Origin of the sequence: Streptomyces subrutilus, from assembly GCF_001746425.1 — a bacterium.
Classification (GTDB): Bacteria; Actinomycetota; Actinomycetes; order Streptomycetales; family Streptomycetaceae; genus Streptomyces; species Streptomyces subrutilus_A.
Genome location: NZ_MEHK01000001.1, coordinates 7164794 through 7184850, shown reverse-complemented (window position 1 = coordinate 7184850; position 20057 = coordinate 7164794). Strand labels below are relative to the sequence as shown.

General features: G+C 70.1%; 19 protein-coding genes and 5 pseudogenes. 9 read left to right on the top strand and 15 right to left on the bottom strand.

What is annotated here, in order from left to right; genetic code table 11:
- Nucleotides 1–50: 50 nt before the first annotated feature.
- Entirely contained in the window at nt 51–1505 is a 1455-nt protein-coding gene (locus tag BGK67_RS32905; protein ID WP_069923465.1) for an aminotransferase-like domain-containing protein, read from the top strand.
- Between the two features lie 626 nt (nt 1506–2131).
- Here BGK67_RS32905 and BGK67_RS37980 read toward each other — a convergent pair.
- Nucleotides 2132–2658: pseudogene (locus tag BGK67_RS37980) on the bottom strand (adenosylcobinamide amidohydrolase).
- Nucleotides 2659–2993: 335 nt separating this feature from the next.
- Here BGK67_RS37980 and BGK67_RS32895 point away from each other — a divergent pair.
- Entirely contained in the window at nt 2994–3188 is a 195-nt protein-coding gene (locus tag BGK67_RS32895) for a hypothetical protein (RefSeq protein ID WP_069923463.1), read from the top strand.
- A 118-nt stretch (nt 3189–3306) separates the two neighbouring features.
- Here BGK67_RS32895 and cspE read toward each other — a convergent pair whose 3' ends face one another.
- Both cspE and BGK67_RS32885 read right to left on the bottom strand, forming a co-directional pair.
- Nucleotides 3307–3510 (bottom strand): transcription antiterminator/RNA stability regulator CspE, encoded by a 204-nt coding sequence (gene cspE / locus BGK67_RS32890; protein WP_069923462.1) that lies wholly within the window; start codon nt 3508–3510, stop codon nt 3307–3309.
- Nucleotides 3511–3961: 451 nt separating this feature from the next.
- Entirely contained in the window at nt 3962–4240 is a 279-nt protein-coding gene (locus BGK67_RS32885) for a GlsB/YeaQ/YmgE family stress response membrane protein (protein WP_069923461.1), read from the bottom strand.
- Nucleotides 4241–4597: 357 nt separating this feature from the next.
- Between BGK67_RS32885 and BGK67_RS32880 the strand changes: the two genes are divergently transcribed.
- Both BGK67_RS32880 and BGK67_RS40840 read left to right on the top strand, forming a co-directional pair.
- Nucleotides 4598–4993, top strand: a complete 396-nt coding sequence (locus BGK67_RS32880; protein WP_069923460.1) for an ATP-binding protein — start codon at nt 4598–4600, stop codon at nt 4991–4993.
- A gap of 335 nt (nt 4994–5328) precedes the next feature.
- Nucleotides 5329–5463: a hypothetical protein gene (locus BGK67_RS40840; protein WP_279628723.1), complete on the top strand. Its 135-nt coding sequence runs from the start codon at nt 5329–5331 to the stop codon at nt 5461–5463.
- A gap of 306 nt (nt 5464–5769) precedes the next feature.
- On the opposite strand, the pseudogene BGK67_RS40425 reads toward BGK67_RS40840, so the two are convergent.
- Nucleotides 5770–5976: pseudogene (locus BGK67_RS40425) on the bottom strand (DUF4253 domain-containing protein); the annotation flags it as partial.
- Between the two features lie 291 nt (nt 5977–6267).
- Complete coding sequence (locus BGK67_RS32875; RefSeq protein WP_244291395.1) at nt 6268–6576, bottom strand: type II toxin-antitoxin system PemK/MazF family toxin; 309 nt, start codon at nt 6574–6576, stop codon at nt 6268–6270.
- A 192-nt stretch (nt 6577–6768) separates the two neighbouring features.
- Here BGK67_RS32875 and BGK67_RS32870 point away from each other — a divergent pair.
- Nucleotides 6769–7980, top strand: a pseudogene (locus BGK67_RS32870) (IS701 family transposase).
- 24 nt (nt 7981–8004) lie between these two features.
- Here BGK67_RS32870 and BGK67_RS36850 read toward each other — a convergent pair.
- The 6 genes and pseudogenes from BGK67_RS36850 to BGK67_RS32845 form a co-directional block, all read right to left on the bottom strand.
- Nucleotides 8005–8886: a barstar family protein gene (locus tag BGK67_RS36850; protein ID WP_079154518.1), complete on the bottom strand. Its 882-nt coding sequence runs from the start codon at nt 8884–8886 to the stop codon at nt 8005–8007.
- Between the two features lie 20 nt (nt 8887–8906).
- A pseudogene (locus BGK67_RS36845) lies at nt 8907–9107 on the bottom strand (helix-turn-helix domain-containing protein); the annotation flags it as partial.
- A gap of 128 nt (nt 9108–9235) precedes the next feature.
- A complete protein-coding gene (locus BGK67_RS32860) occupies nt 9236–9961 on the bottom strand; it encodes a hypothetical protein (RefSeq protein ID WP_069923458.1) in 726 nt (241 codons plus the stop codon).
- Between the two features lie 831 nt (nt 9962–10792).
- Nucleotides 10793–11203 carry a four-helix bundle copper-binding protein gene (locus BGK67_RS32855; RefSeq protein WP_069923457.1) on the bottom strand — a complete coding sequence of 137 codons (411 nt, stop codon included), beginning with the start codon at nt 11201–11203 and terminating at the stop codon, nt 10793–10795.
- Nucleotides 11204–11353: 150 nt separating this feature from the next.
- Complete coding sequence (locus BGK67_RS32850) at nt 11354–11875, bottom strand: DUF4396 domain-containing protein (RefSeq protein ID WP_069924291.1); 522 nt, start codon at nt 11873–11875, stop codon at nt 11354–11356.
- A 261-nt stretch (nt 11876–12136) separates the two neighbouring features.
- Nucleotides 12137–13041, bottom strand: a pseudogene (locus tag BGK67_RS32845) (MFS transporter); the annotation flags it as partial.
- Nucleotides 13042–13124: 83 nt separating this feature from the next.
- Here BGK67_RS32845 and BGK67_RS32840 point away from each other — a divergent pair.
- The 3 genes from BGK67_RS32840 (at nt 13125) to BGK67_RS32830 (ending at nt 15289) form a co-directional block, all read left to right on the top strand.
- Nucleotides 13125–13565 (top strand): DUF6153 family protein, encoded by a 441-nt coding sequence (locus tag BGK67_RS32840; protein WP_069923456.1) that lies wholly within the window; start codon nt 13125–13127, stop codon nt 13563–13565.
- 95 nt (nt 13566–13660) lie between these two features.
- A complete protein-coding gene (locus BGK67_RS32835) occupies nt 13661–14290 on the top strand; it encodes a DUF305 domain-containing protein (protein WP_069923455.1) in 630 nt (209 codons plus the stop codon).
- Nucleotides 14291–14644: 354 nt separating this feature from the next.
- Entirely contained in the window at nt 14645–15289 is a 645-nt protein-coding gene (locus BGK67_RS32830; RefSeq protein ID WP_069923454.1) for a beta propeller repeat protein, read from the top strand.
- Nucleotides 15290–15386: 97 nt separating this feature from the next.
- On the opposite strand, the gene BGK67_RS32825 is transcribed toward BGK67_RS32830, so the two are convergent.
- The gene (locus BGK67_RS32825) at nt 15387–15995 is read right to left on the bottom strand and encodes a TetR family transcriptional regulator (RefSeq protein ID WP_069923453.1); all 609 of its coding nucleotides are present in this window, start codon (nt 15993–15995) and stop codon (nt 15387–15389) included.
- A 114-nt stretch (nt 15996–16109) separates the two neighbouring features.
- On the opposite strand from BGK67_RS32825, the gene BGK67_RS32820 reads away from it, so the two are divergent.
- On the top strand, nt 16110–16964 hold the full coding sequence (locus BGK67_RS32820) for a class I SAM-dependent methyltransferase (RefSeq protein WP_069923452.1): 855 nt from the start codon (nt 16110–16112) through the stop codon (nt 16962–16964).
- Nucleotides 16965–16989: 25 nt separating this feature from the next.
- On the opposite strand, the gene BGK67_RS32815 is transcribed toward BGK67_RS32820, so the two are convergent.
- The 3 genes from BGK67_RS32815 to BGK67_RS32805 all read right to left on the bottom strand — a co-directional run bounded on the left by BGK67_RS32815 (nt 16990) and on the right by BGK67_RS32805 (nt 20057).
- Complete coding sequence (locus tag BGK67_RS32815) at nt 16990–17271, bottom strand: metal-sensitive transcriptional regulator (protein WP_069923451.1); 282 nt, start codon at nt 17269–17271, stop codon at nt 16990–16992.
- 141 nt (nt 17272–17412) lie between these two features.
- Complete coding sequence (locus BGK67_RS32810) at nt 17413–19695, bottom strand: heavy metal translocating P-type ATPase (RefSeq protein ID WP_069923450.1); 2283 nt, start codon at nt 19693–19695, stop codon at nt 17413–17415.
- A gap of 77 nt (nt 19696–19772) precedes the next feature.
- The gene (locus tag BGK67_RS32805) at nt 19773–20057 is read right to left on the bottom strand and encodes a heavy-metal-associated domain-containing protein (protein ID WP_069923449.1); all 285 of its coding nucleotides are present in this window, start codon (nt 20055–20057) and stop codon (nt 19773–19775) included.

The following is a 20057-nucleotide window of genomic DNA, read 5'->3' as shown; positions in this document are numbered from 1 at the left end:
GGACGGTCAGCTTGCGGCCACAGGACCAATACCGGCAGATTGGTCTGCCAATGGAGCCAATCACGCTGGACGACCTCGTCGCCCGGCTCGGCCGCTGGTCGGCCGGCCGGGGACCGCTGTACCTCCTCCTCGCCGCCCGGATACGGCAGTTGGCCGATGAGGGGCTGCTACCGCCGGGCACACCGCTGCCGCCGGACCGCCGGCTCGCCGCCGCGCTCGCGGTGGGGCGTACGACGGTGGTGTCGGCGTACGAGACGCTGCGCCAGGAGAGGCGCCTGGTGCGCCGCCAAGGCAGCGGTACGCGTGTGGCACCGGCGGTCCTCGCGCCGTCGGAGCCCCGGGTGACGGAAACCTCCAACCCGATGTTCCTGCACCTCCTCGACCCGTCGGCTCAGGACGGGGTGATCCTCCTGAGCTGCGCCGCGCCCGTCGGTCCACCTCCCGAACTCGCCGAGGCGTACGGGCGACTCGCACTGCCGGGCGACGACCTGGGCTACCATCCGGCCGGCCTGCCCGCCCTGCGCGAGGCGGTCGCGCGGCGCTACGACCGGCGCGGCGTGCCGACCTCCGCGGCGCAGGTCCTGGTCACCACCGGCGCCCAGCAGGCGCTCTCGCTGCTCACCCGGCTGCTGCTCGCTCCGGGCGACGGGGTACTCGTGGAGGCGCCGACCTACCCCGGTGCGCTCGACCTGTTCCGAGAGGCGGCGGCGGTGCCTCATCCGGTACGGGTGGGGCCGGACGGCCTCGACGTGGCGGAGGCGATCCGGGTGATGGAACGTCACCGCCCCGCCCTCGTCTACGTGATCCCGCGCTTCCAGAACCCGACGGGCGCCGTCCTGCCCCCGCTGCTCGGGCGGCGGCTGGTGGAGGCGGCGGAGGCGTACGGGGTGCCGCTGGTCGACGACGAGGTGCTCACCGACCTCGGCTTCGGTGACCTCCCGGAGCAGCCGCCGCTGTCCTCGTACGGCTCCGAAGTAATCACCGTCGGCTCGCTCAGCAAGGCGATCTGGGGCGGCCTGCGGATCGGCTGGGTCCGCGGCCCGGCCCCGCTGGTGGGCCGGCTCGCCCGACTGAAGGCCGTCCACGACCTGGGCAGTGACGTTCCGGCGCAGCTGGCCGCGGTCCGGCTGCTGGAGGGGTTCGACCCTCTGCTGAACCGCCGGGTACGGGAACTGCGGGCCGGCCATGACCGGCTGCGCGCCGAGCTCGCCCTCCGACTGCCTTCCTGGAGCTGCCCGCCGGCCGGGGGCGGCCAGACGCTGTGGGTGCGGCTCCCGTACGGCGACGGGGTCTCCTTCGCGCAGGTCGCGTTGCGCCACGGGGTGGCCGTCCTGCCCGGCTCGACGATGGACCCCCTCGGGGGCAGCACCCGCATGCTGCGCCTGCACTTCCTGCTCCCGCCGGACGTGCTGTCGGAGGCGGTGCGCAGGCTGGCGGGGGCGTGGGCCGAGTACGCGCTTGAGCCCGAGGTCCGGACCGCCGCGCTGAACTCGACCACCGTCTGAAGGAGCCCCTTCGCACCCGGCGGCGCACGGACCGACTGACCGTCCTGCGTGATCTGCTGCCCCCCTGCCGCCGACTGTCGGCCAGGGGCGGGCGTTCACCAACAGTGTGGCGTCCTTGCTTGCGCAACCGGTTGGAAGGCTCAGCAGCCATGACACGCACCTCGGCCTAGCCGAGCGTCTCAACAGCGTCAGCTTCGTCGCCGATACTCTCGGTCGAGCCCCCGTTGACCTCAACTATGGTTGAAGTCCAACAGTTCCGGGATGCCATCGCACGGGCGGTGGCATTCACCCAAGAGCACGGCCCCCAACTCATGGTGGAGGTATTCATCGATGAGGAGCGGATGCCGGCGCATAGCTTCCAGCTCTACCGGGACTCAGATGCCATCCGCGCCCACTGGCGGCTGTCGGATCCGTACATCCGCGAGGTGATGGAGCACTGCACCGTGCAGCACTTCGAGGTATTCGGTGAGCCGGACCACGACGTCGTGGCGGCCTTCAAGACCTCCGACGGTGAGTCATTCCCCTTCGCTATCTCGCCCGCCTCGCCGGCTTCAACCGTCTTGAGGCGCCTGACGGGGGTTGAATCACCCCCTCAGGGAGATTCGCGAGCTGATGACGTGCGCGTATCAGGGCGTCGGTATGGCGCCGCGTACGGCACGGTGGACCGCGCGGGCCAGGCGGGCGCCCCACTGCGAGCGGGGGCCGGCGAAGGCGTGGAGCTCTTCGCCAGGGTGTGCGGTGCGGGCGGCGACGCACACGGCATCGGTGGGTGTGCCGGAGCAGTCGTAGCCCGCATCGAGGACAGCCTGGACCTTGGCCTCGACGGCGTGTTGATCGTGCCGGGATCCGCGGGCCCGGCCGTGCCGTCGACCGGTGAGGCGGCCCACCCTCGTACCTCGATGCCCGCGGTGGCCAGGGCTTCGACACCGCCGTCGTGCGCATGGGCGTGCTGTGAGACGTCGGCGGCCGTCATCAACCCCACCCCCGGTCCGTGGGCGCCGGCGTCGCCGACCAGGCAAGGGCGGGCGGTGCGGGAGAGAGCGGGAGCGCGGACACCCCCAAGAGCGCCCACGACACCCGTGCTGCTGGCGGCAAAGGCGGTACTTCCGGGCCCCGGAAGCGGTGCCCGCGGCACAGCAGCCGAACCCCACACCGCAGCCCGCTTCCGCCACGGTAGGAACAACTATCGACCTCACGGGCGGGAGACGGTGAGAACCAGGCGCTCACCCTCGTGGAGATCGTCGATCCGGCGGGAGCAGAGAACGAGTACGCCACCCCGGCGGCCGACGCCGTCGGGGTGGCCGAAGACCAGAAGCTGCGGGCAAAACAGGGTCTCGCCCTCGGCCCCGCCGACCTATTCGAGTTCATGCGGCGGGCCGGCCGGGTGATCAGGGTTCACCCTCGCCACGCCCGCACACCGAAGCCCGAGCGACTTCGGCATGAGCTTGAGTTGGGGCACCTGCCCGTCCAGTCACGAAAGAGGCAACCATGCGCTGGCGAACCTCCGCCCTCATTGCCACGTCCTGCATCGCGCTGGCGTTCACCATCGCCGGAACTACGGCAGCCGTAGCGGAGCCCGGGCCCATCTCGGCGGCCGACTGCGCCGCGCATAACGGGGTGGTGCAGGACATCGGCGGGACCTATTACTGCGTGGCTGTCCACGGCGTCATCGAGGGAGAGTGAGGGGAGCCGCCGCCGTCACCGTCCACGGGTGCCCCCACCCGCACGTGGCCGCAGGAAGCCAGGAACGTCCTGTGAAAGAGGTGGCCCCTGTGGGCCTTGGCTTGCGCCTGCAGTCCGGTCAGAGGGCGCGAACCTGATCGGCCTGGGGACCGCGCTGCCCCTGGGTGACCTCGAACTCGACCCGCTGGTTTTCCTCAAGGTTGCGGAAACCGCTTCCCTGGATCGCGCTGAAGTGCACGAAGACGTCCGCGCCGCCATCATCCGGGGAGATGAACCCAAAGCCCTTCTCCCCGTTGAACCACTTCACAGTCCCCTGAGCCATCCCTGCCCCTTGTTCTCTAGGCGTCGCTGACGTGCTTCGTCCCCGATCGCAGCCTCATCCTCCCCATAGGACAGTCGATGAAACTGATGGGGCTGCTGATGTGAGGCAGGAAAGGCTCCCTGTGGAGACAGGTGGAGCGTGCAGCGTCGAGCTACACCGCTCTAGTCGGGCAACGTCCCTGGATGGTGTTGAAGTCGGTGGGCTCGATGCGGTCTGTGCCCCACGAAGCCCCGACCACGCATGGGCGTCCCCAAGGCCGAGCCGAGAGCGTTCTGCTGATGTCAGGTGGCGGGGTGCGGGATGGCCGCAGCTGGACGGCGATGATCGCGCCGTCCGCGGACGACGTCGTCGAGGCAGTTGCTCGCGGTGCCTGGCTGCCTGACAGCAGCGGAACGGCTCCGCCCTCGTGGAGAAGGGGAGCCGTTTTCCGTCTGCGGTGAGACTGGGCCACTCAGGCGTGGCTGTGGTGACGCTTGTTGCCGGTGACCAGCCGGTAGATGGCGAGGAGGATCACGGAGCCGATGATCGCGGCGATCCAGGTCGAGAGGTCGAAGAAGCCATCGATGGAGTCGACACCGAAGATGACCTTGCCGAGGAAGCCCCCGAGCAGACCGCCCGCGATGCCGATCAGCATGGTGATGATGATGCCGCCCGGGTCCTTGCCTGGCATCAGCGCCTTCGCGATGAGACCCGCGAGCAGCCCGATCAGAATCCAAGCGATGATACCCATGATGCGTCTCCTACCTCGATGTATAAAGCTGGCGTGAACGATCGTCTTCACCGCGCCGAGGTTTCCAAACCTCCCCAGTTCGTGATCATTACCGAGGCGGGTCAACGTCATCAGCAGTTCTGACGGCAAAACCCCGGTCTTCACCGGTGACCATGCCCGCGACTCCAACAGGCTCCGGGCACGGGCGAACCGGCGTCTCGGAATCCGACAGCACCGTCGCACGAGTGACGGTCAACCCCACCACGGCAGGGGCCGCGCTACCGGCGGCTGACGGCGGCCTCTGTGGGCGTGCCCCGGTTTGGGCTGTCGTAGCGGGGCATGCGCGAGACAAGAGCCCATCGGCGGAACGAGGAACAGGTGAGCACCGTCGTCCTGGATCAGCCCCTGTCCCGTGCCGCCCAGCCCTCTACCTCAGCACGTGCCGCCACGCGCGCCTTCCTCGCCCGCATAGCGCGCCTGCGGGCCCCCGCCCAGGTCGGGAGCATGGACGCCGTGCTCCTGGTAGTGAGCGAACTCGTCACCAACGCGATCCGGCACACCGACGGCCCCGGCGCTCTGCGCCTGAAACTCCTGGACCACTCCATCGACGTCTGCGTCACCGACCGCAGCCCCCAGCATCCCCAGCCCCGAACCCCCAGTACGGACGGAGCCGGCGGGTGGGGCTGGCACCTGATCAAGCGCCTCGCCACCCACACCCGCATCAAGCCGATGCCCGAGGGCGGCAAGACCATCTGCGCGGAACTCCCCTGGTAGCAGCGTCGCTCTCCGCTCGCTCGGACGCTTTCGGCTGCGCCAGCGGGACGGTCCCAGGCTTCAGGGCCGGCACCCCTCCCCCACCACGTCAGGATCGGTGAGAGCCATGTCCTCGGCGTACTCCAGCCTGGCGGCGGCGAACACGGGGCGGCCGTGCGGTGCGCTCGCCGTCGCGGTGGCCGAGGGCCGTCGGGGATCGACGGCCCTGGCGGCGGGCGGGGTGCTCGGGGTGCTGGCCCTGCTGGCGGCACAGGAGTCGGCGGTGCGGGCGCTGGAGCGCGTGTGGCCGGCGCACCGGGTGACGGGCGCGCCGCAGCCGCTCGTACCCGTATCCGGTGAACGTCACGGCCGTGGCGTTCACCGGATACGGGTACGAGCGGCTGCGGCGCGCCCGGGCCACCTCGCGGCAGGCCCTGGGTCATTCGGTGGACACGGTGAGGGAACTGGCCGACGAACTCGCCAGCGATTGACGTATCGTCATGCCCCTGCCCGCTTCGGGTTGGTGACGTCACCCCGTCCCCTCCCCCGCGGGCTTCGAGGGTGCCCTGCGCCGTACCCCCATAGAGCTCGTAACAGGATCTTGGTGAGATGCCCTGGTCGGGCGTAACCGGTGTGATGATTCGGCCGTTCGTGAGTGCGTGAGCACTCGGCCGTGGATCGTGGACGACGACTTGTGGGCGCTGATCGAGCCGCTGCTGCCGCCCTGGCCGACGAGGTCGCCAGGGCCGCGGCCGGTGGCAGACCAGTTGTGTCTGCAGGCCGGCCTGTATCGCGGCCAGTGTGTACGGTCTGCTGCCCTGCCAGATGTTGTCCGGGCAGAGGGCGAAGTGCTCGGCTGCGACCAGGAGAGCATCCTGCTCGCTCACCGGCGGTGGGCGACGCTGAGGTGCAGCGTCGCCGCACCCTACTGCGACGACACGGGCGCCGAACCGGTGCTCCCAATCGTGGAGGACCGCGGAGATCTTCGCGGTGTCGTTGTCGTAGCTGCAGGGTCCGAACTAGCCCGCGACCGCACCCGACGCTGCAGCGATCAGCCCCAGACGTGTCTGCGGGCGGTCGACGTGAAACGCCTGGACAAACTCGGAGGCCAGTTCGGGAGGAGGGGTGTGTCACCGCCGCCTGGGACGCTGCAGCAGAGTGATGAAGATCGCCCGCCTAGTACTCCAGCCGTAGTTCGTGATCTCGATCGTGAGGGGTGCCTAGGAGGCCGCTGGCAGCGTCGATCATCTGCACGAGACCGACCACGCCGTCGCGGGCGTCCGTTCCTTCTCCGCCTACATGAGTCCACCGAGACGGAGGGCGTTCTCAATCTCACTGAGTTTCGCGGAGGACAGAACGCCCGCTCGCTCGATCAGGTCGTCCCGGGACACGGTGGTCAGCCACGTGCAAGGGGTAAAGCCCGGACGCGGCAACGCGAACCGCAGCATGCCTTCAAAGGGCAGTCCTTCCACGGCGCCTACTGCCACTTCGACGCCCAGACCGGTGATGTCGACACCCGCCCGAGCGACGACCTGCATCACCCGGATCCCGGACGCGTCGTCTCCCGACAGCAGCACGACCGGCCGCCGCTCGTCGAACTCCACCCACCAGACTTCGCCACGTTGCACATGTCCTCCTGACACAGGAACGGCGGGCGGACGCTGCGCGACCCCGCCGGGCTGTGGAGACGGGTGCGGCGACCCGTTGATCATCGGTGTGTGAAGACAAACGATCACGCGGTGGCCGCAGGTCACAGCGTAGACCCTGCCCGCTGGCAGGAGGCGTTCGAGGGTCTGATGAGCCGCATGGCGGGACGGTTCACACGGGTCGAACCCCGGTTCCGGGTCCGGAAGTTGGTGCTCGGACTGCTGTCGGACCTGCCGCGCAAGAACTGCTGGACCATCGCCGAATGGGCTGGGGAGAGGACCCCGGACGGCATGCAGCACCTGCTCGGCCGGGCCAAGTGGGACGCCGACCGGGTCCGCGACGATGTGTGTGACTACGTGGTGGACCACCTGCACGACGACCAGGCGGTACTGGTGGTCGACGAGACCGGGGACGTGAAGAAGGGCACCGACACCGTCGGCGTCCAGCGCCAGTACACCGGTACCGCGGGCAGGATCGAAAATGCCCAGGTCGCCGTCTACCTGGTCTACGCCGGCCGGCGCGGGCACGCGGCAGTGGACCGGGAACGTACGTCCCGCGTTCATGGACCTCCGACCCTGACCGCTGCCGGGATGCCGGACTCGACCAGGACACCGCCTTCGCCACCAAGCCGGAACTGGCCACGCGTATGGTTGCCCGGTTCCTGGACGCCGGCCACCAGGCCGCATGGGTCGCCGGCGACGAGGTCTACGGCGGCGACCCCAAGCTGCGACCGCACTGGAGGAACGCGGCACCGGCTACGTCCTCGCGGCGGCCTGCTCGCACGGAGTCACTACCGGGGCGGGGAGGTTCCGTGCGGATACCCTGACCAAGAAGGTGCCCAAGGGCGGAAGCTCTCCGCAGGGGCCGGGGCCAAGGGCCACCGTCTCTACGACTGGGCAGTCATCGACCTCGCCGACCCCCGACCCGGGAGTCGTCAGCTGCTGATCCACCGTAACCGCAGCACCGGCGAACTCCCCTACTACCACTGCTACTCGCCCCCACCCGTGCCACTGACCGTGCTGATCAGAGTCCCTGGATCAAGATGGCGGGTGGAGGAGTTCTTCCAGTCGGGCAAGGGCCTGGCCGCACTCGACGAGCACCAGGTCCGCCGCTATGCCTCCTGGTCCCGCTGGGTCACCCTCGCCATGCTCGCGCACACCTTCCTCTCCGTCGTACGCGCAGACGAGCACACCCGCCCCGCACCCGATGCCCTCATTCCGCTCACCTGCAACGAGATCCAGCGCCTGTTCATCACACTCGTTGTCCGACCCGTCCACCGGCTCGGTTGGTCCGACTGGCGGCGCCGCCACCAGGCCCGATCCCAGGCCAGCCACTACCGTCGACAAGCCACTCAGGCATGAAGATCACGATCTACGGCTGGAGTACTAGCCTCGGCGGTTGGCGTCCAGCCATTCGTCGCTGTTCCACATGACGGGCATGGCACCGACCGGGTCGAATTGAATGTCGGGGTCGTTGCTGTGGACCAGGCAGATCAGCCGACGCTGAAGCACGGCTGCGTGACGGGCTCGGTCGGCGATGATGTCGAGTACGACGTGCGCGGCCTCGGGGCAGACAGCTGCGAATCGGTCGTAGTCGATGAAGGCCAGGACCAGTCCCGCGCCTTCCTCTGAGTCGTCGTAAGGGCCGTAGCAGGCAACATCGCCGAGGCAGTCGTTGAGTGCGTCAAGGTTGTGGCCGTAGTAGTCGGGGAAATGCAGGGCGGCAGCGATGGCGCGGTGCATGTCCTGCTCTGTGCTCCATTGGCCCGCTGCCAGCCGCACGACGCGGAAGTCACGGTCTTCGAGACGTTGCACAGCCTGGTCGAGGAGCCTCTGACGCCAGAAGAGGGTGACGAACGTGTTGCCCATGTACTCGACGCCGGGGAAGCCGACCTTTGAGGTGTTCGGCGTCGGCTTCAAGGCGGCTTGACGGCGGTAGTCGTCCAGCAATCGGAAGAACTCCTCGATCGGAGTGGAGCCGTCCGGGGTGTTGCGTTCAATCTCCGCGGCCCAGCCGAGGGAGCTGGACATGCCGCGGTGCTCACGCAGCCACTGGGCGAAGTGGTCATCGGGCCAGAAGGCGAAGGGCTCATCGATGGAGTGCACACCCAGTGCGATTCGGTAGCCGACGAGGATGGATTGCAGGTGCAGCAAGGAATCATCGGGCAGCCACATGCCGGGACGAAAGCGTATCTGCTCGAGGAAGTCGTACACGTCCGTGCAGTCTTGCCAGTGCTTGATGCTCTGCGGGCTGTCGTCGGTGGGCATGGGGCGAGCCTACGACGCGGATGCGGCGTAGTGCGGGGCCGGCTGGACTGGTCTTGAAGGCCCGCCTCGCCCTCGGTCCTCCACCGGCGCATCCACTTATGGGCAGTGGCACGCGATATGCCCATCTCGGCAGCCACGTGGGCGACCGGACAGCCCGATGCGACCCGTTCGACCAGTAGCCGCCTACCGAAGACCGTCAGCCGGGTATTACGGTGGGACACGAAGACCTCCGTGCGGTGAGTTCCTAGACAGCTCCCACCACACCGGAGGTCTTCGCCATGTTCAAGACCTGTCGAGTGTCAACCACGCTCGTGATCAATACACCTAGTGACGGCGGATGTGGGCCGGCTCAGTGCTGGTGTCCGTCGTTGTCGTGTCCGGGCTCCTTGCTGGGGTGGGTGGCGTTCGGGGACGCGGTGGGTTGGGGGGTGGGCTTGGTGGTGTCGCTGCTGTGGCCGCTCTCCTGGCCTTCGCCGCTTCCCTTCTCAGGGACGACATCGCTGTGGCTGTGTCCGCCTCCGGACTCGGCCATGGCGGGGGCGAAGTGGCGAAGACCCAGGAAGGTGAGGGCTGTCACGACAAGGATTGCCAGCCCCATGAGGCTGAAGATGCGCCGCCAAGGCCTCTTGGCCTCCTTCAGGAAGAAGGCGACGAAGGACAGAACGATGCCGAGCGGTATCAGCACGGCACAGCGTTCGGGGAGGTCTGCGAAGTGCTGCATGCCGCCGCTGAGCATGCCCAGGCCGAAGGAGAGCATCGTCGAGGTGCCGAGCACGCGCAGGATGCGTGACAGGGGCTGCCTCTTAGACGCCAGGATGAGGTCGTTGAGGACGGTCGCCAGCAGGAAGACCAGTACGCCGGACGCGGCGATCATCGAGTAACGGGCGGGGGCCATGGGGTGGTGGACGACGGCTCCGCTGATGAGGCCGGCCCCCACGTAGTAGCCGACGTAGCCGAGATAGCGCCACGGCAGGGAGGCGCTTTCCCGTCTGCTGTTGGAACGCCGCTGGCTGCGGGTCGGCTGCGCCGGGGCGGGGGACGGGGTCGTCGTGGCGAGACTGGGCGAGGAAGACAAAACGGACCCTTCAAAGGAAGTTCAGTGGAGCCCGGGGCTCTCAACGAGGCAGGCGGGCAGGACGGGGCCGAAGATCGGACCCGTCGGGCACGGTGCAACATGAGCCGGCCACGCTGCGCATTCGCACGCCATCGAAGGGTCGGCCAAGGCTCAGCGCACGGCATGGCCGAGCCGCCGCTGGTGCATGGCGGAGCTGGCTCACGTGTATGCCCGACGGGTCATCGACCTGTGGGCGGGCGTGAAGGTTAGATCCGTAGGACCGCTGAGTCCGGCACGGGAGCAGATACCCGGAGGGCCGGGACAGGTCGAGCGGCGGCGGACGCATACGCAGACGGAGGCCCGTAAATGGTCAAGGCCTCGCACGGAGCGGGCAACGCAGAGCATTGTTGGGGCTGGCCGGAGACGCACTGGTGAGCGGCGTGATCGGGCTCCGGAGCATCCTGGTGGTCGGTGTGCCCCTGGCCGGAGTGCGGGTCGGGCGCCACGTGGCTGTGCTCGCCGGAACCCAGGTCCGGTACGTTCAGGGCTGCCGTGCTGGTCGGCGCCCCGGGGTGGGCGTGGCCTGCGGCGCTCTCCACGCTGACACCGTGGGTGTACATCAGGGTCAGGAGAAGCGCAGCGAGCACCCACGTTCGCCACGGGCCCGCTGCACGAGAGCGGGACCGCGGCGCGCAATGGGTCGCCCGGGCCACAACCATGCCGGGGAGCATAGCGTCACGTCGGCCGTGGGCCTCCTGTGGGGCGTGTGTTCCCTCGGACGAGTGGGTCCGTGGCTCCCGACCTGCCGGCCGGGATTTCGGCTGCCGGGCGGGACGGATGACGGGGCGAGCGTCAGCCGAGGGCCGAGAACAGTTCGTTGCATGCCTGCTCGCAGCTTCGGCAGGCTTCGGCGCAGATGCGGCAGTGCTCGTGCATGTCGGCATGCTTGGCGCACTCGTCGCCGCACGCCTTGCAGGCCATGGCGCACGCCCGAAGGATGGCGGCGGTGATGTTGGCGTCGTAGCCGGTGTGGCGGGAGAGGACCGCGGCGGTGGCGGTGCAGATGTCGGCGCAGTCCATGTCGGTACGGATGCACTTGGTCAGGTCACCCACCATGCCCTCGGACAGGCAGGCGTCCGCACACGCCGTACACGCCTGCGCGCACGCGATGCACTCCTCGATACAGGCGGTGAGCTTGGCCTGGTCGATGTCGCCGAGGTCGGCCGGGTAGGTGGCGAGCATGTCCTTGACGGTGCTGGACATCAGGGTGCCTCCGTTCCCCGCGAGGCCGGCGGATCCTGGGCGGCCGCCATCGAAGCCCCCGGTATCTCCAGCTAACGCCCCGAGACGCGAACGCGCCCGGCCGCACCGTGAGGGTGCGGCCGGGCGCGGTGCCGTACGGCTACGGCCGGGTCAGTGATAGGCGTGGACGACGGCGTGGCCCTTGCCGCGGCCGATCATCCACTTGTTCACCGGCGTCGTGATCACGAAGGCCACGGCGAAGCCGCCCAGCAGCGCCGTCCAGAACAGCGCGTCCGACAGATGGGCGTCCATCGCCCCGGGCGTCAGGGCGATGATGCCGTTGTCCACGAGCTCCATCACCGCGATCGAGACGGTGTCGGCGGCAAGCGCAACCTTGATCGCGCTCTTCCAGCCCAAGCCGGCCCTGCGGACCGCGAACAGGGTGAACGAGTAGCCGAAGACAAACGCGAGGGCGATCGCCAGGATCATCGTCTGGACGTTGCCCCACATCAGGGCGGTGCCGATGACCATGCCGAGGATCTCGCCGATGGCGCATCCGGTCAGGCAGTGCAGCGTCGCCTTCGCTGCGGCCCCCCACGTCACCCCGCCCATCTGGTGCCCGGCGTGACCCGCGTGCGCCTGGTGCGCGGCGTGGTCGTGGGCGGTGCTGGTGTGGTGTGCGCTGTGGTCCATGACCGTCATCCCCAATCCCATTCAGTGTGACCCCGTCCCTGCGGGCTCACACCATCACTGTATACCCCCTGGGGGTATATGCAAGGGGTTCTTGGATCACTCCAGCCCGGCCACTGACAGGTCACGCTCTCCTGTCGAATGAACCTGCGGACAGGGCGCCCGCTGCAGGTGCGCAAGCGGCTCGGGCCTGCGCCCTGCTGCGTGCCGCCATGAGCAAGGCCCGTCGATGGGTATCGACGGGCCTTCTCTCTCTCCTTCCGGTCAGTTGGGGGCGTGCTGCCGCTGTGCGGCCCCCTCGGTGGTGGCGGTTTCGGTGGGCGGGCGCTGCGGCCTGCCGCGCATGAGGGCGAGGGTGGCCAGGGCGCCCACGGCGGCGATGGCGGCCGCGGCGAGGAATACCGCGCTGAATCCGTCGGTGAGGGCGGTCAGGTCGCCGAGTGCGCCTGCGCCCTGGGAGGTGGCGAGTGCGGTCAGGGCGGCGAGGCCGAGGGCGGAGCCGACCTGGTATTTGGTGTTGACGATGCCCGAGGCGAGGCCGGCCTGTTCCTGCGGGGCGGCGGACATGGCCGCCATCAGGGTCGGGATGTAGGCGAGCGCCATGCCCAGGGCTGCCACCGGCGAGGCGGGCAGGACGTCGATGAGGAAGGATCCGCTGGGTCGGGCCGCCGACAGCCACACCGGGCCCGCGGCCAGGACCAGCAGGCCGCCGGTGATGAGCGGCTTAGGGCCGAAGCGGCCGAGCAGGCGGGCGCTGGCGGTGGTCATGAAGACCATCAGCAGGCCGGTCATCGGGAGCAGGGCGGCTCCGGAGGCGAAGGCGCCGTAGCCGAGGACCTGCTGGAGGTAGAGGTTGAGGTAGTACCACATCGGGATCCAGGCGGCCCCCAGCAGTGCCATCGCCAGATTGGAGACGCCGAGGCCGGGGGTGCGCCAGATGCCGAACGGCATCAGGGGCGAGCGGGCGGAGCGCTGGATGAGGACGAACACGGCCAGCAGGTGGCGCCTGCGATCAGCTGAAGGATCGTCTGTGCTGTTGCCCAGCCGGTTTCGGGGACGCGGACCACGGTGAAGACGGTGGGGGCGAGCCCTGCGGTGACGGCCGCTGCGCCCAGGACGTCGACTCCGCCGCCGCGGCGGGCTGCGACGGCCGACAGCAGGCCGGTGGCGATACCCCTAGGGGGTATTCCTCAATGGGCAGTCGGCCCACCTCGCCTCGCCTACCGCGAAGCGGGCTGCTTACGATGCGGATATGGACGGCCAGGGGATGCGAGCGGTGAAGCCCTTCGGGCTGCGCTCCTACGTGCTCCTGGTCCTTGCCGTGCTCACGGGCCTGGTGGCCATGCACGGCCTGGGGCCCGCCCCTCAGCCAGCGGCCGCGCACACAGCGGTCACCTCCCACCACGCGTCGGCGTCCTGCCACCAGCAGGCGGCTGCCTCCGATGCCGCGGCCTCGCAGGGGTGTGTCCACGCCGACGACCCGGCCGGCAGCGGACGGGGCGGGCACACCGAGCACGCCGATGCGACCTGCGCGGCCGCCGGCACAGTCGGCGCCCCCGTCCTGCCCGCCCCCGCGGTCCTGCCCGGTCACGCCGAGAGCCAGGCGGTTCTCGCGCACGGGATCACCCCCGGCGCCACCGCCTGCGGCCGGGCACCGCCGTCACTGAGCGAACTGCAACTCCTGCGCATATAGGGCGGCACCGGCATGCCCGGCCCCAGGCCGGCGAGCACCCTTCGGCCCGCCCAATCTCCGCACGCCTACGCGTGCTTCACAGCAGGAGTTGCACCATGACCAAGCGTTCCCTGATCCGCCGCGCCACCGCCGCGGCCGCCGCCGCCACCGGCGCCCTCGTCCTCGCCGCCTGCGGCGGCAACGGCAACGACAGCGGCGCCGCCCACACCGGCCACAACGCCACCACGCCGTCCGCCTCCGCCAGCGCACCGGCGCGGCAGGGCGAGCACAACGCCGCCGACGTGACGTTCGCTCAGGGGATGATCCCCCACCACCAGCAGGCCATCGAGATGGCCGACCTCGCCGCGACCCGCGCCGAGTCGGCCGAGGTCAAGAAGCTGGCCGACGAGATCAAGAAGGCTCAGGACCCGGAGATCAAGACCCTCTCCGGCTGGCTAACGTCCTGGGGCGAGCAGGTCCCGGCCGACGGAGAGGGCCACAGCGGGCACGACATGTCCGGAATGATGACGGCCGAGGAGATGAAGCAGCTGGAATCCTCCTCGGGCAAGGCGTTCGACACCGCCTTCCTGAAGCTGATGGTCAAGCATCACGAAGGCGCCGTCGCCATGGCCAAGAGCGAGCAGTCCGAGGGCGCCTACCAGCCCGCCAAGGACATGGCCGCCGCGATCATCACCTCTCAGAGCGCCGAGATCGCCCGGATGAACGCCCTCCTCGACAAGAGCTGACCTGCCTACCGGGGTGCGGGCAGCCGCCAACGGTTGCCCGCACCCCGGGCAGACCCGCTTCCTTCCCTCCCGAGCGTTCTGGACCTCACACATGACCATCCGATTCCGCATACCCGCGCTCGCGGCCACCGCCGCCACCAGCCTGCCGCTGACCGCCTGCTCGACGACCGACACCACGCCCGCCCAGACCAAGGCCGGCGCGGCCAAGGCCGACGATGTCGACCCCGGAACCGGGCACCTCCACGGTCTCGGCGTGGACCCCGCCGACGGCGCCCTTACGCCGCCGGACATCTCGGCGTCTTCCGCCTCACCCCCGCCGGCGCCGTTCGGATCGCCGACCGCTACCAGGACACGATGGCCTTCACCGTTACCGGCCCGCGGACCTTCCTCGCCAGCGGCCACCCCTCCCTCGCCGACCCCACTGCCACCTCACCGCACCTGGGCCTGATCCGCAGCACCGACGCCGCACAGACCTGGACCACTGTCTCGGCCGCAGGCGAAGCCGACTTCCACTCCCTGCAGCAGGCCGGCCCGACCCTCTACGGCCTCGACAGCCAGACCTCGCAGATCTGGGCCAGCACGGACGCCGGCGCCACCTGGGAGCGGCGCGCGAAGATCGGGGCCGGCGACCTCGCCGCCCACGCCGGGACACCGCAGAAGGTGTGGGCGACCACCCGCGACGGACTGGCGCGCAGCACCGATGGCGGGGGCCACATGCCAGACGGTTCCTGGCACGCCGGTTCTGGCCGCCGTGGAGCAGCCGCACCCGACCAGCTGATCGCGCTGGCCGCCGACGGCAGGATCCTGACCGGCAGCGACGGCACGTCCTGGGCCGAGCGCGGCCGCCTCCCCGAGGGTGCACGGCCGGCCGTACTGACCGCGGCCAACCCCACCCATCTCCTGGCCGGCGACACCAGTGACGCCGTCCACGAGTCCAAGGACGGCGGCCGCACATGGACCACCGTCCACCGCCCGGACCACGAGACCACCGGACACTGACCTGCCCGTCCGCTGGCATCACCCCCTGGCGGACTGGCACCCGGCAGGGGCCGCCAGGGACAGGGCCAGGGCGTCGGCGCCCCCCTGGGTCCGGGGGCTATGCCGTGGGCGGCTGCCCGGCGCCACCGAGCAGAATGGCCAGCAGCCGCCGCGTGGTCGCCTCCGCGTCCTCTCCCTGTCCGGGAACGCGTGTCATCAGCAGGTGGTGAACCGTGCCGACCAGCGCGAGCGCGATGGTGGCGGTGTCGGCGCCGACGGCCAGCCGGCCGCCGCGCTGCTCGGCCTGCAGGTAGGCGGTGAAGGCGTGCTGGATCGCATCGAAGGCGGGCGCGCCGGACTGGAACCCCTCCCGGGTGTGCAGTGCGGCTCCCGGACGAGTCATCGCCAGCCCCACCACCGCCGCAGGCAGCGCCTCCAGCAGGTCGAGGACGACTTCCTGGAGGTTGCCGGCGACCGTGCCTTCGCCCACCTTCGCCTCCAGCGCCTCGGCCTGGCGGGCACTGCGCGCGAACCGGTCAAGAAGCAGCTCGGCGACGAACTCGTCCAGGCCGGTGAAATGCGTGTGCAGGACGCCCTTGCCGCAGTCAGCCTCCGCGGTGATCGCGCGGCTGGTCAGAGCCGCGGCGCCGTCGCGGGCCACCACCCGCTCCGCGGCCGCGAACAACCGCTCGCGCAAATCCGGAATCGCCACTCCACGAGGTGACACAACCGCCCCTTCCCTCAACCCCATTGCGAGTATGGGCATCCGCCCATACTGTTTGGGCACTTGCCCATACTAGGGCCGGGGCGCCGTGCTGCGCCCCGGTGGGAGGAGTCACCCATGGCTCATTTCGCCAACACCGCGCAGGCAGAGGCGTGGAACGGATACGAGGGCGAGCAGTGGGCCCGCAGCCAGGACCGCTGGGACGCCGTCAACGACGGCTTCAACCAACCCCTCCTGGCCGCGGGCATCGCGGAAACCGATTGCGTGCTGGACGTCGGCTGCGGGGCCGGCCGCACCACCCGCCTCGCGGCCCGGCGTGCCGGCCGGGGACAGGCACTGGGGCTGGACCTGTCCGGCCCCATGCTGGCGCAGGCCCGCGAGAGCGCCGTGCGGGAGCGGGTGGAGAACGTCTCCTTCGCCCAGGGCGACGCGCAAGTCCACGCGTTCGACGCCGAGGGCTTCGATGCGGTCATCAGCCGGTACGGCATGACCTTCTTCGCCGACCCCGTCGCCGCGTTCGCCAACCTCCACCGCGCACTGCGCCCCGGCGGCCGGCTGGCCTTCATCTGCGCGGCCGAAGCCGAGGCCAACCAGTGGCTCGAGGCGCTTGCCTCACTGGAGGCCATCGTGCCGCTCGGCGGCTTCGGCAAGGCCGGCGGCCCCGGCATGTTCTCCCTCACGGACCCCGACCGCATCCGCACCCTGGTCACCGCGGGCGGGTTCACCGATGTCGACGTACAGCGCATCGAGGTGCCGGGGAAGTGGGGCGCCGACGCGCAAGACGCCGCGGCGTTCCTGCTGGACTCCGGCCCCGGACGCCACCTGCTCAGCCAGGTCACCCCGCAGCAGCAGACGAAGGCGCGCCAGGTGCTGACCGATGCGCTCGGCCGTTACGAGGCGGACGGGGCGCTGTGGCTGCGCAGCAGCTCATGGCTGGTCACCGCCGTACGCGGTGGGGCGAAGCAGCGCTGACCGGCCCGGGCAGGCTCGCGGTGGGTCAGGAGCGGACCATGCGGGCGATCGCCTGGGACGCTTCGGTGATCTTGTCCTGGGCCGCTTCGCCGCCTTGGGCGATGGCGTCGGCCACGCAGGACTGGAGGTGGTCGTCCATCATCGTCAGGGCGAAGGACTGCAGCGCTTTGGTGGTGGCGCTGACCGGCGTGAGGACGTCGATGCAGTAGGTGTCCTCCTCGACCAGGCGCTGCAGGCCCCGCACCTGGCCTTCGATGCGGCGCAGTCGCTTGAGGACGTCGTCCTTGTTGGCGGTGTAGCCGTGCACGGCGATCCCTTCACTTCACTGATTACCCCGGGGGGTATAGGTGTAACGACGGGGTGCGGTGGTGTGTTCCGTCGGCGCCGCTGCGGATGTGCCGGTGCCCCCGCCCGGTTGGCCGGGCGGGGGTGTCTGCGGGCAGGGGGCTCAGCTGCCGGCGCGGAAGGAGCGCAGGCGCAGGCTGTTGCCGACGACGAAGACCGAGGAGAAGGCCATGGCGGCTCCGGCGATCATCGGGTTGAGCAGGCCGGCGGCGGCCAGGGGGAGGGCGGCGACGTTGTAGCCGAAGGCCCAGAAGAGGTTGGACTTGATGGTGCCCAGCGTCTTGCGGGACAGGCGGATGGCGTCGGCGGCTGCCCGGAGGTCGCCGCGGACCAGGGTCAGGTCGCCGGCTTCGATCGCGGCGTCGGTGCCGGTGCCCATCGCCAGGCCGAGGTCGGCCTGGGCCAGGGCGGCCGCGTCGTTAACCCCGTCGCCGACCATGGCCACGCTGCGGCCTTCGGCCTGGAGGCGCTTGACGACGTCGACCTTGTCCTCGGGCATCACCTCGGCGATGACCTGCTCGATACCGACCTCGGCGGCCACCGCCTCGGTGACGGCCTGGTTGTCGCCCGTCAGCAGGATCGGCGTCAACCCCAGGGCCTTCAGGCGGCTGATCGCTTCGGCGCTGGTGTCCTTGACGGCGTCGGCGACCTCCAGGACCGCGCGGGCTTCGCCGTCCCAGGCCACCGCGATCACGGTCCGCCCGGCCGCCTCGGCCCGGTCCTTGGCCTCCTTCAGGGCGGCGGGCAGGGTGATGGCCCATTCGGCAAGAAGCTTCTCGCGGCCGACGAGAACGGCGTGGCCCTCGACGATCCCCTGGACGCCGAGTCCGGGAAGGTTGGCGAAGTCCTCCAGAGCGGGCAGGGAGCCGACCTTGTCGGCGGCACCGGTCGCGACGGCCTGGGCGATGGGGTGCTCGGAAGCGTGCTCCAAAGCGCCCGCCAGCCGCAGGACCTCGGTCTCCTCGGCGCCAGTGGCGGTGTGGACGGCCAGGAGGGTCATCTTGCCGGTGGTGACGGTGCCGGTCTTGTCCAAGACGATGGTGTCGACCTTGCGGGTCGACTCCAGGACCTCGGGGCCCTTGATGAGGATGCCGAGCTGGGCGCCGCGGCCGGTGCCGACCATCAGCGCTGTCGGCGTGGCCAAGCCCAGGGCGCAGGGGCAGGCGATGATCAGCACGGCGACCGCGGCGGTGAACGCGGCGGTCCACCCGGCGCCGTTGCCAAGCCAGAATCCCAGCGTGCCCAGTGCGAGGGCGATGACCACGGGCACGAACACAGCGGAGATCTTGTCGGCGAGGCGCTGGGCGGCGGCCTTGCCGTTCTGCGCTTCCTCGACCAGCTTGGCCATGCGCGCCAGCTGGGTGTCGGCGCCGACGCGGGTCGCTTCGACGACGAGGCGGCCGCCGGCGTTAAGGGTCGCCCCGGTGACGGAGTCGCCCACGCTCACCTCGACGGGGATGGATTCGCCGGTGAGCATGGAGGCGTCCACCGCGGAGGAGCCCTCGATCACGGTGCCGTCGGTCGGTATCTTCTCGCCCGGCCGCACCACGAAGTGATCCCCCACCCGCAGCTCGGCCGTGGGGATGTGCTCCTCGCGGCCGCCGCGCAGGACGGTGACGTCCTTCGCGCCGAGCTCCAGCAGTGCCTTCAGCGCCGCGCCGGCCTTCCGCTTGGAGCGGGCCTCGAAGTAGCGGCCCGCCAGGATGAACGCGGTGACGCCGGCGGCGGCCTCCAGGTAGATGTTCCCCGAGCCGTCGGAGCGGGCGATGGTCAGCTCGAAGGGGTGCGTCATACCGGGCGTGCCGGCCGTGCCGAAGAACAGCGCCCACACCGACCACAGGAACGCCGCCGACGTCCCGACCGAGATCAGGGTGTCCATCGCGGCAGCGCCGTGCCGGGCATTGGTGAACGCGGCCTTGTGGAACGGCCAGGCCGCGTACGTGACCACGGGCGCGGCCAGGGTCAGGGAGAGCCACTGCCAGTAGTCGAACTGCAGGGCCGGGACCATCGCCATCGCGATGACCGGCACAGACAGCAGGACCGCGGTGATCAGGCGCTGGCGCAGCGGCCGCAGGGCGCCTGCTTCGTCCTCGCCCTCGCCCCCGGCGTCCCCCTGGCCGGCACCGCCTGCGGGCGCTGCGGGCGGTTCGGGCTCGCGGGCGGTGTAGCCGGTGGCCTCGACCGTCCCGATGAGATCGGCGACCGAGACTGAGGCGTCGAAGGTGACCTTGGCCTTCTCGGTGGCGTAGTTGACCGTGGCGCTCACCCCGTCCATGCGGTTGAGCTTCTTCTCGATCCGGGCCGCGCACGAGGCGCAGGTCATGCCGCCGATGGCGAGCTCGACCTCGGCGGCGCCGGTGGCGACGGTGGTGGTGGCGGTGCTCATGCGTGCTCCTGGTGGCGGCGGACGGCCGGGGCCGGTAGGCCCCGGCGGCCCGGAACGGAGAAGAGGGGGGGGGGGGGTCAGGCCGCGCGGCCGGTGACCTCGTAGCCGGCGTCGTCCACGGCGGCGGCGATCACCCGGTCGTCAAGATCGGCGGCGCTGACCACCGTGACCTGCCCGGAGGCGAGGTCCACCTCGACGCGGCTGACGCCGTCCACGGCGCCGACCGCCTTGGTGATCGCGTCCTTGCAGTGACCGCAGGTCATACCCGACACCGCGTACACGGTGCGGACGCCGTCCACGGCCACAGACGACTGCGCGGCGGTGGAGCAGGTGTTGTTCGGGGAGCAGCAGGACGAGGACAT

Bases quoted from the DNA above. Each gene is read 5' to 3' on its own strand.
- BGK67_RS32905 (WP_069923465.1), top strand. From the start codon at position 51: ATGGAGCCAATCACGCTGGACGACCTCGTCGCCCGGCTCGGCCGCTGG.
- BGK67_RS32895 (WP_069923463.1), top strand. From the start codon at position 2,994: ATGCGCTGGCGAACCTCCGCCCTCATTGCCACGTCCTGCATCGCGCTG.
- cspE (WP_069923462.1), bottom strand. From the start codon at position 3,510: ATGGCTCAGGGGACTGTGAAGTGGTTCAACGGGGAGAAGGGCTTTGGG.
- BGK67_RS32885 (WP_069923461.1), bottom strand. From the start codon at position 4,240: ATGGGTATCATCGCTTGGATTCTGATCGGGCTGCTCGCGGGTCTCATC.
- BGK67_RS36850 (WP_079154518.1), bottom strand. From the start codon at position 8,886: ATGCCCACCGACGACAGCCCGCAGAGCATCAAGCACTGGCAAGACTGC.
- BGK67_RS32855 (WP_069923457.1), bottom strand. From the start codon at position 11,203: ATGTCCAGCACCGTCAAGGACATGCTCGCCACCTACCCGGCCGACCTC.
- BGK67_RS32850 (WP_069924291.1), bottom strand. From the start codon at position 11,875: ATGGACCACAGCGCACACCACACCAGCACCGCCCACGACCACGCCGCG.
- BGK67_RS32840 (WP_069923456.1), top strand. From the start codon at position 13,125: ATGGACGGCCAGGGGATGCGAGCGGTGAAGCCCTTCGGGCTGCGCTCC.
- BGK67_RS32835 (WP_069923455.1), top strand. From the start codon at position 13,661: ATGACCAAGCGTTCCCTGATCCGCCGCGCCACCGCCGCGGCCGCCGCC.
- BGK67_RS32830 (WP_069923454.1), top strand. From the start codon at position 14,645: ATGGCCTTCACCGTTACCGGCCCGCGGACCTTCCTCGCCAGCGGCCAC.
- BGK67_RS32820 (WP_069923452.1), top strand. From the start codon at position 16,110: ATGGCTCATTTCGCCAACACCGCGCAGGCAGAGGCGTGGAACGGATAC.
- BGK67_RS32810 (WP_069923450.1), bottom strand. From the start codon at position 19,695: ATGAGCACCGCCACCACCACCGTCGCCACCGGCGCCGCCGAGGTCGAG.
- BGK67_RS32805 (WP_069923449.1), bottom strand. From the start codon at position 20,057: ATGTCCTCGTCCTGCTGCTCCCCGAACAACACCTGCTCCACCGCCGCG.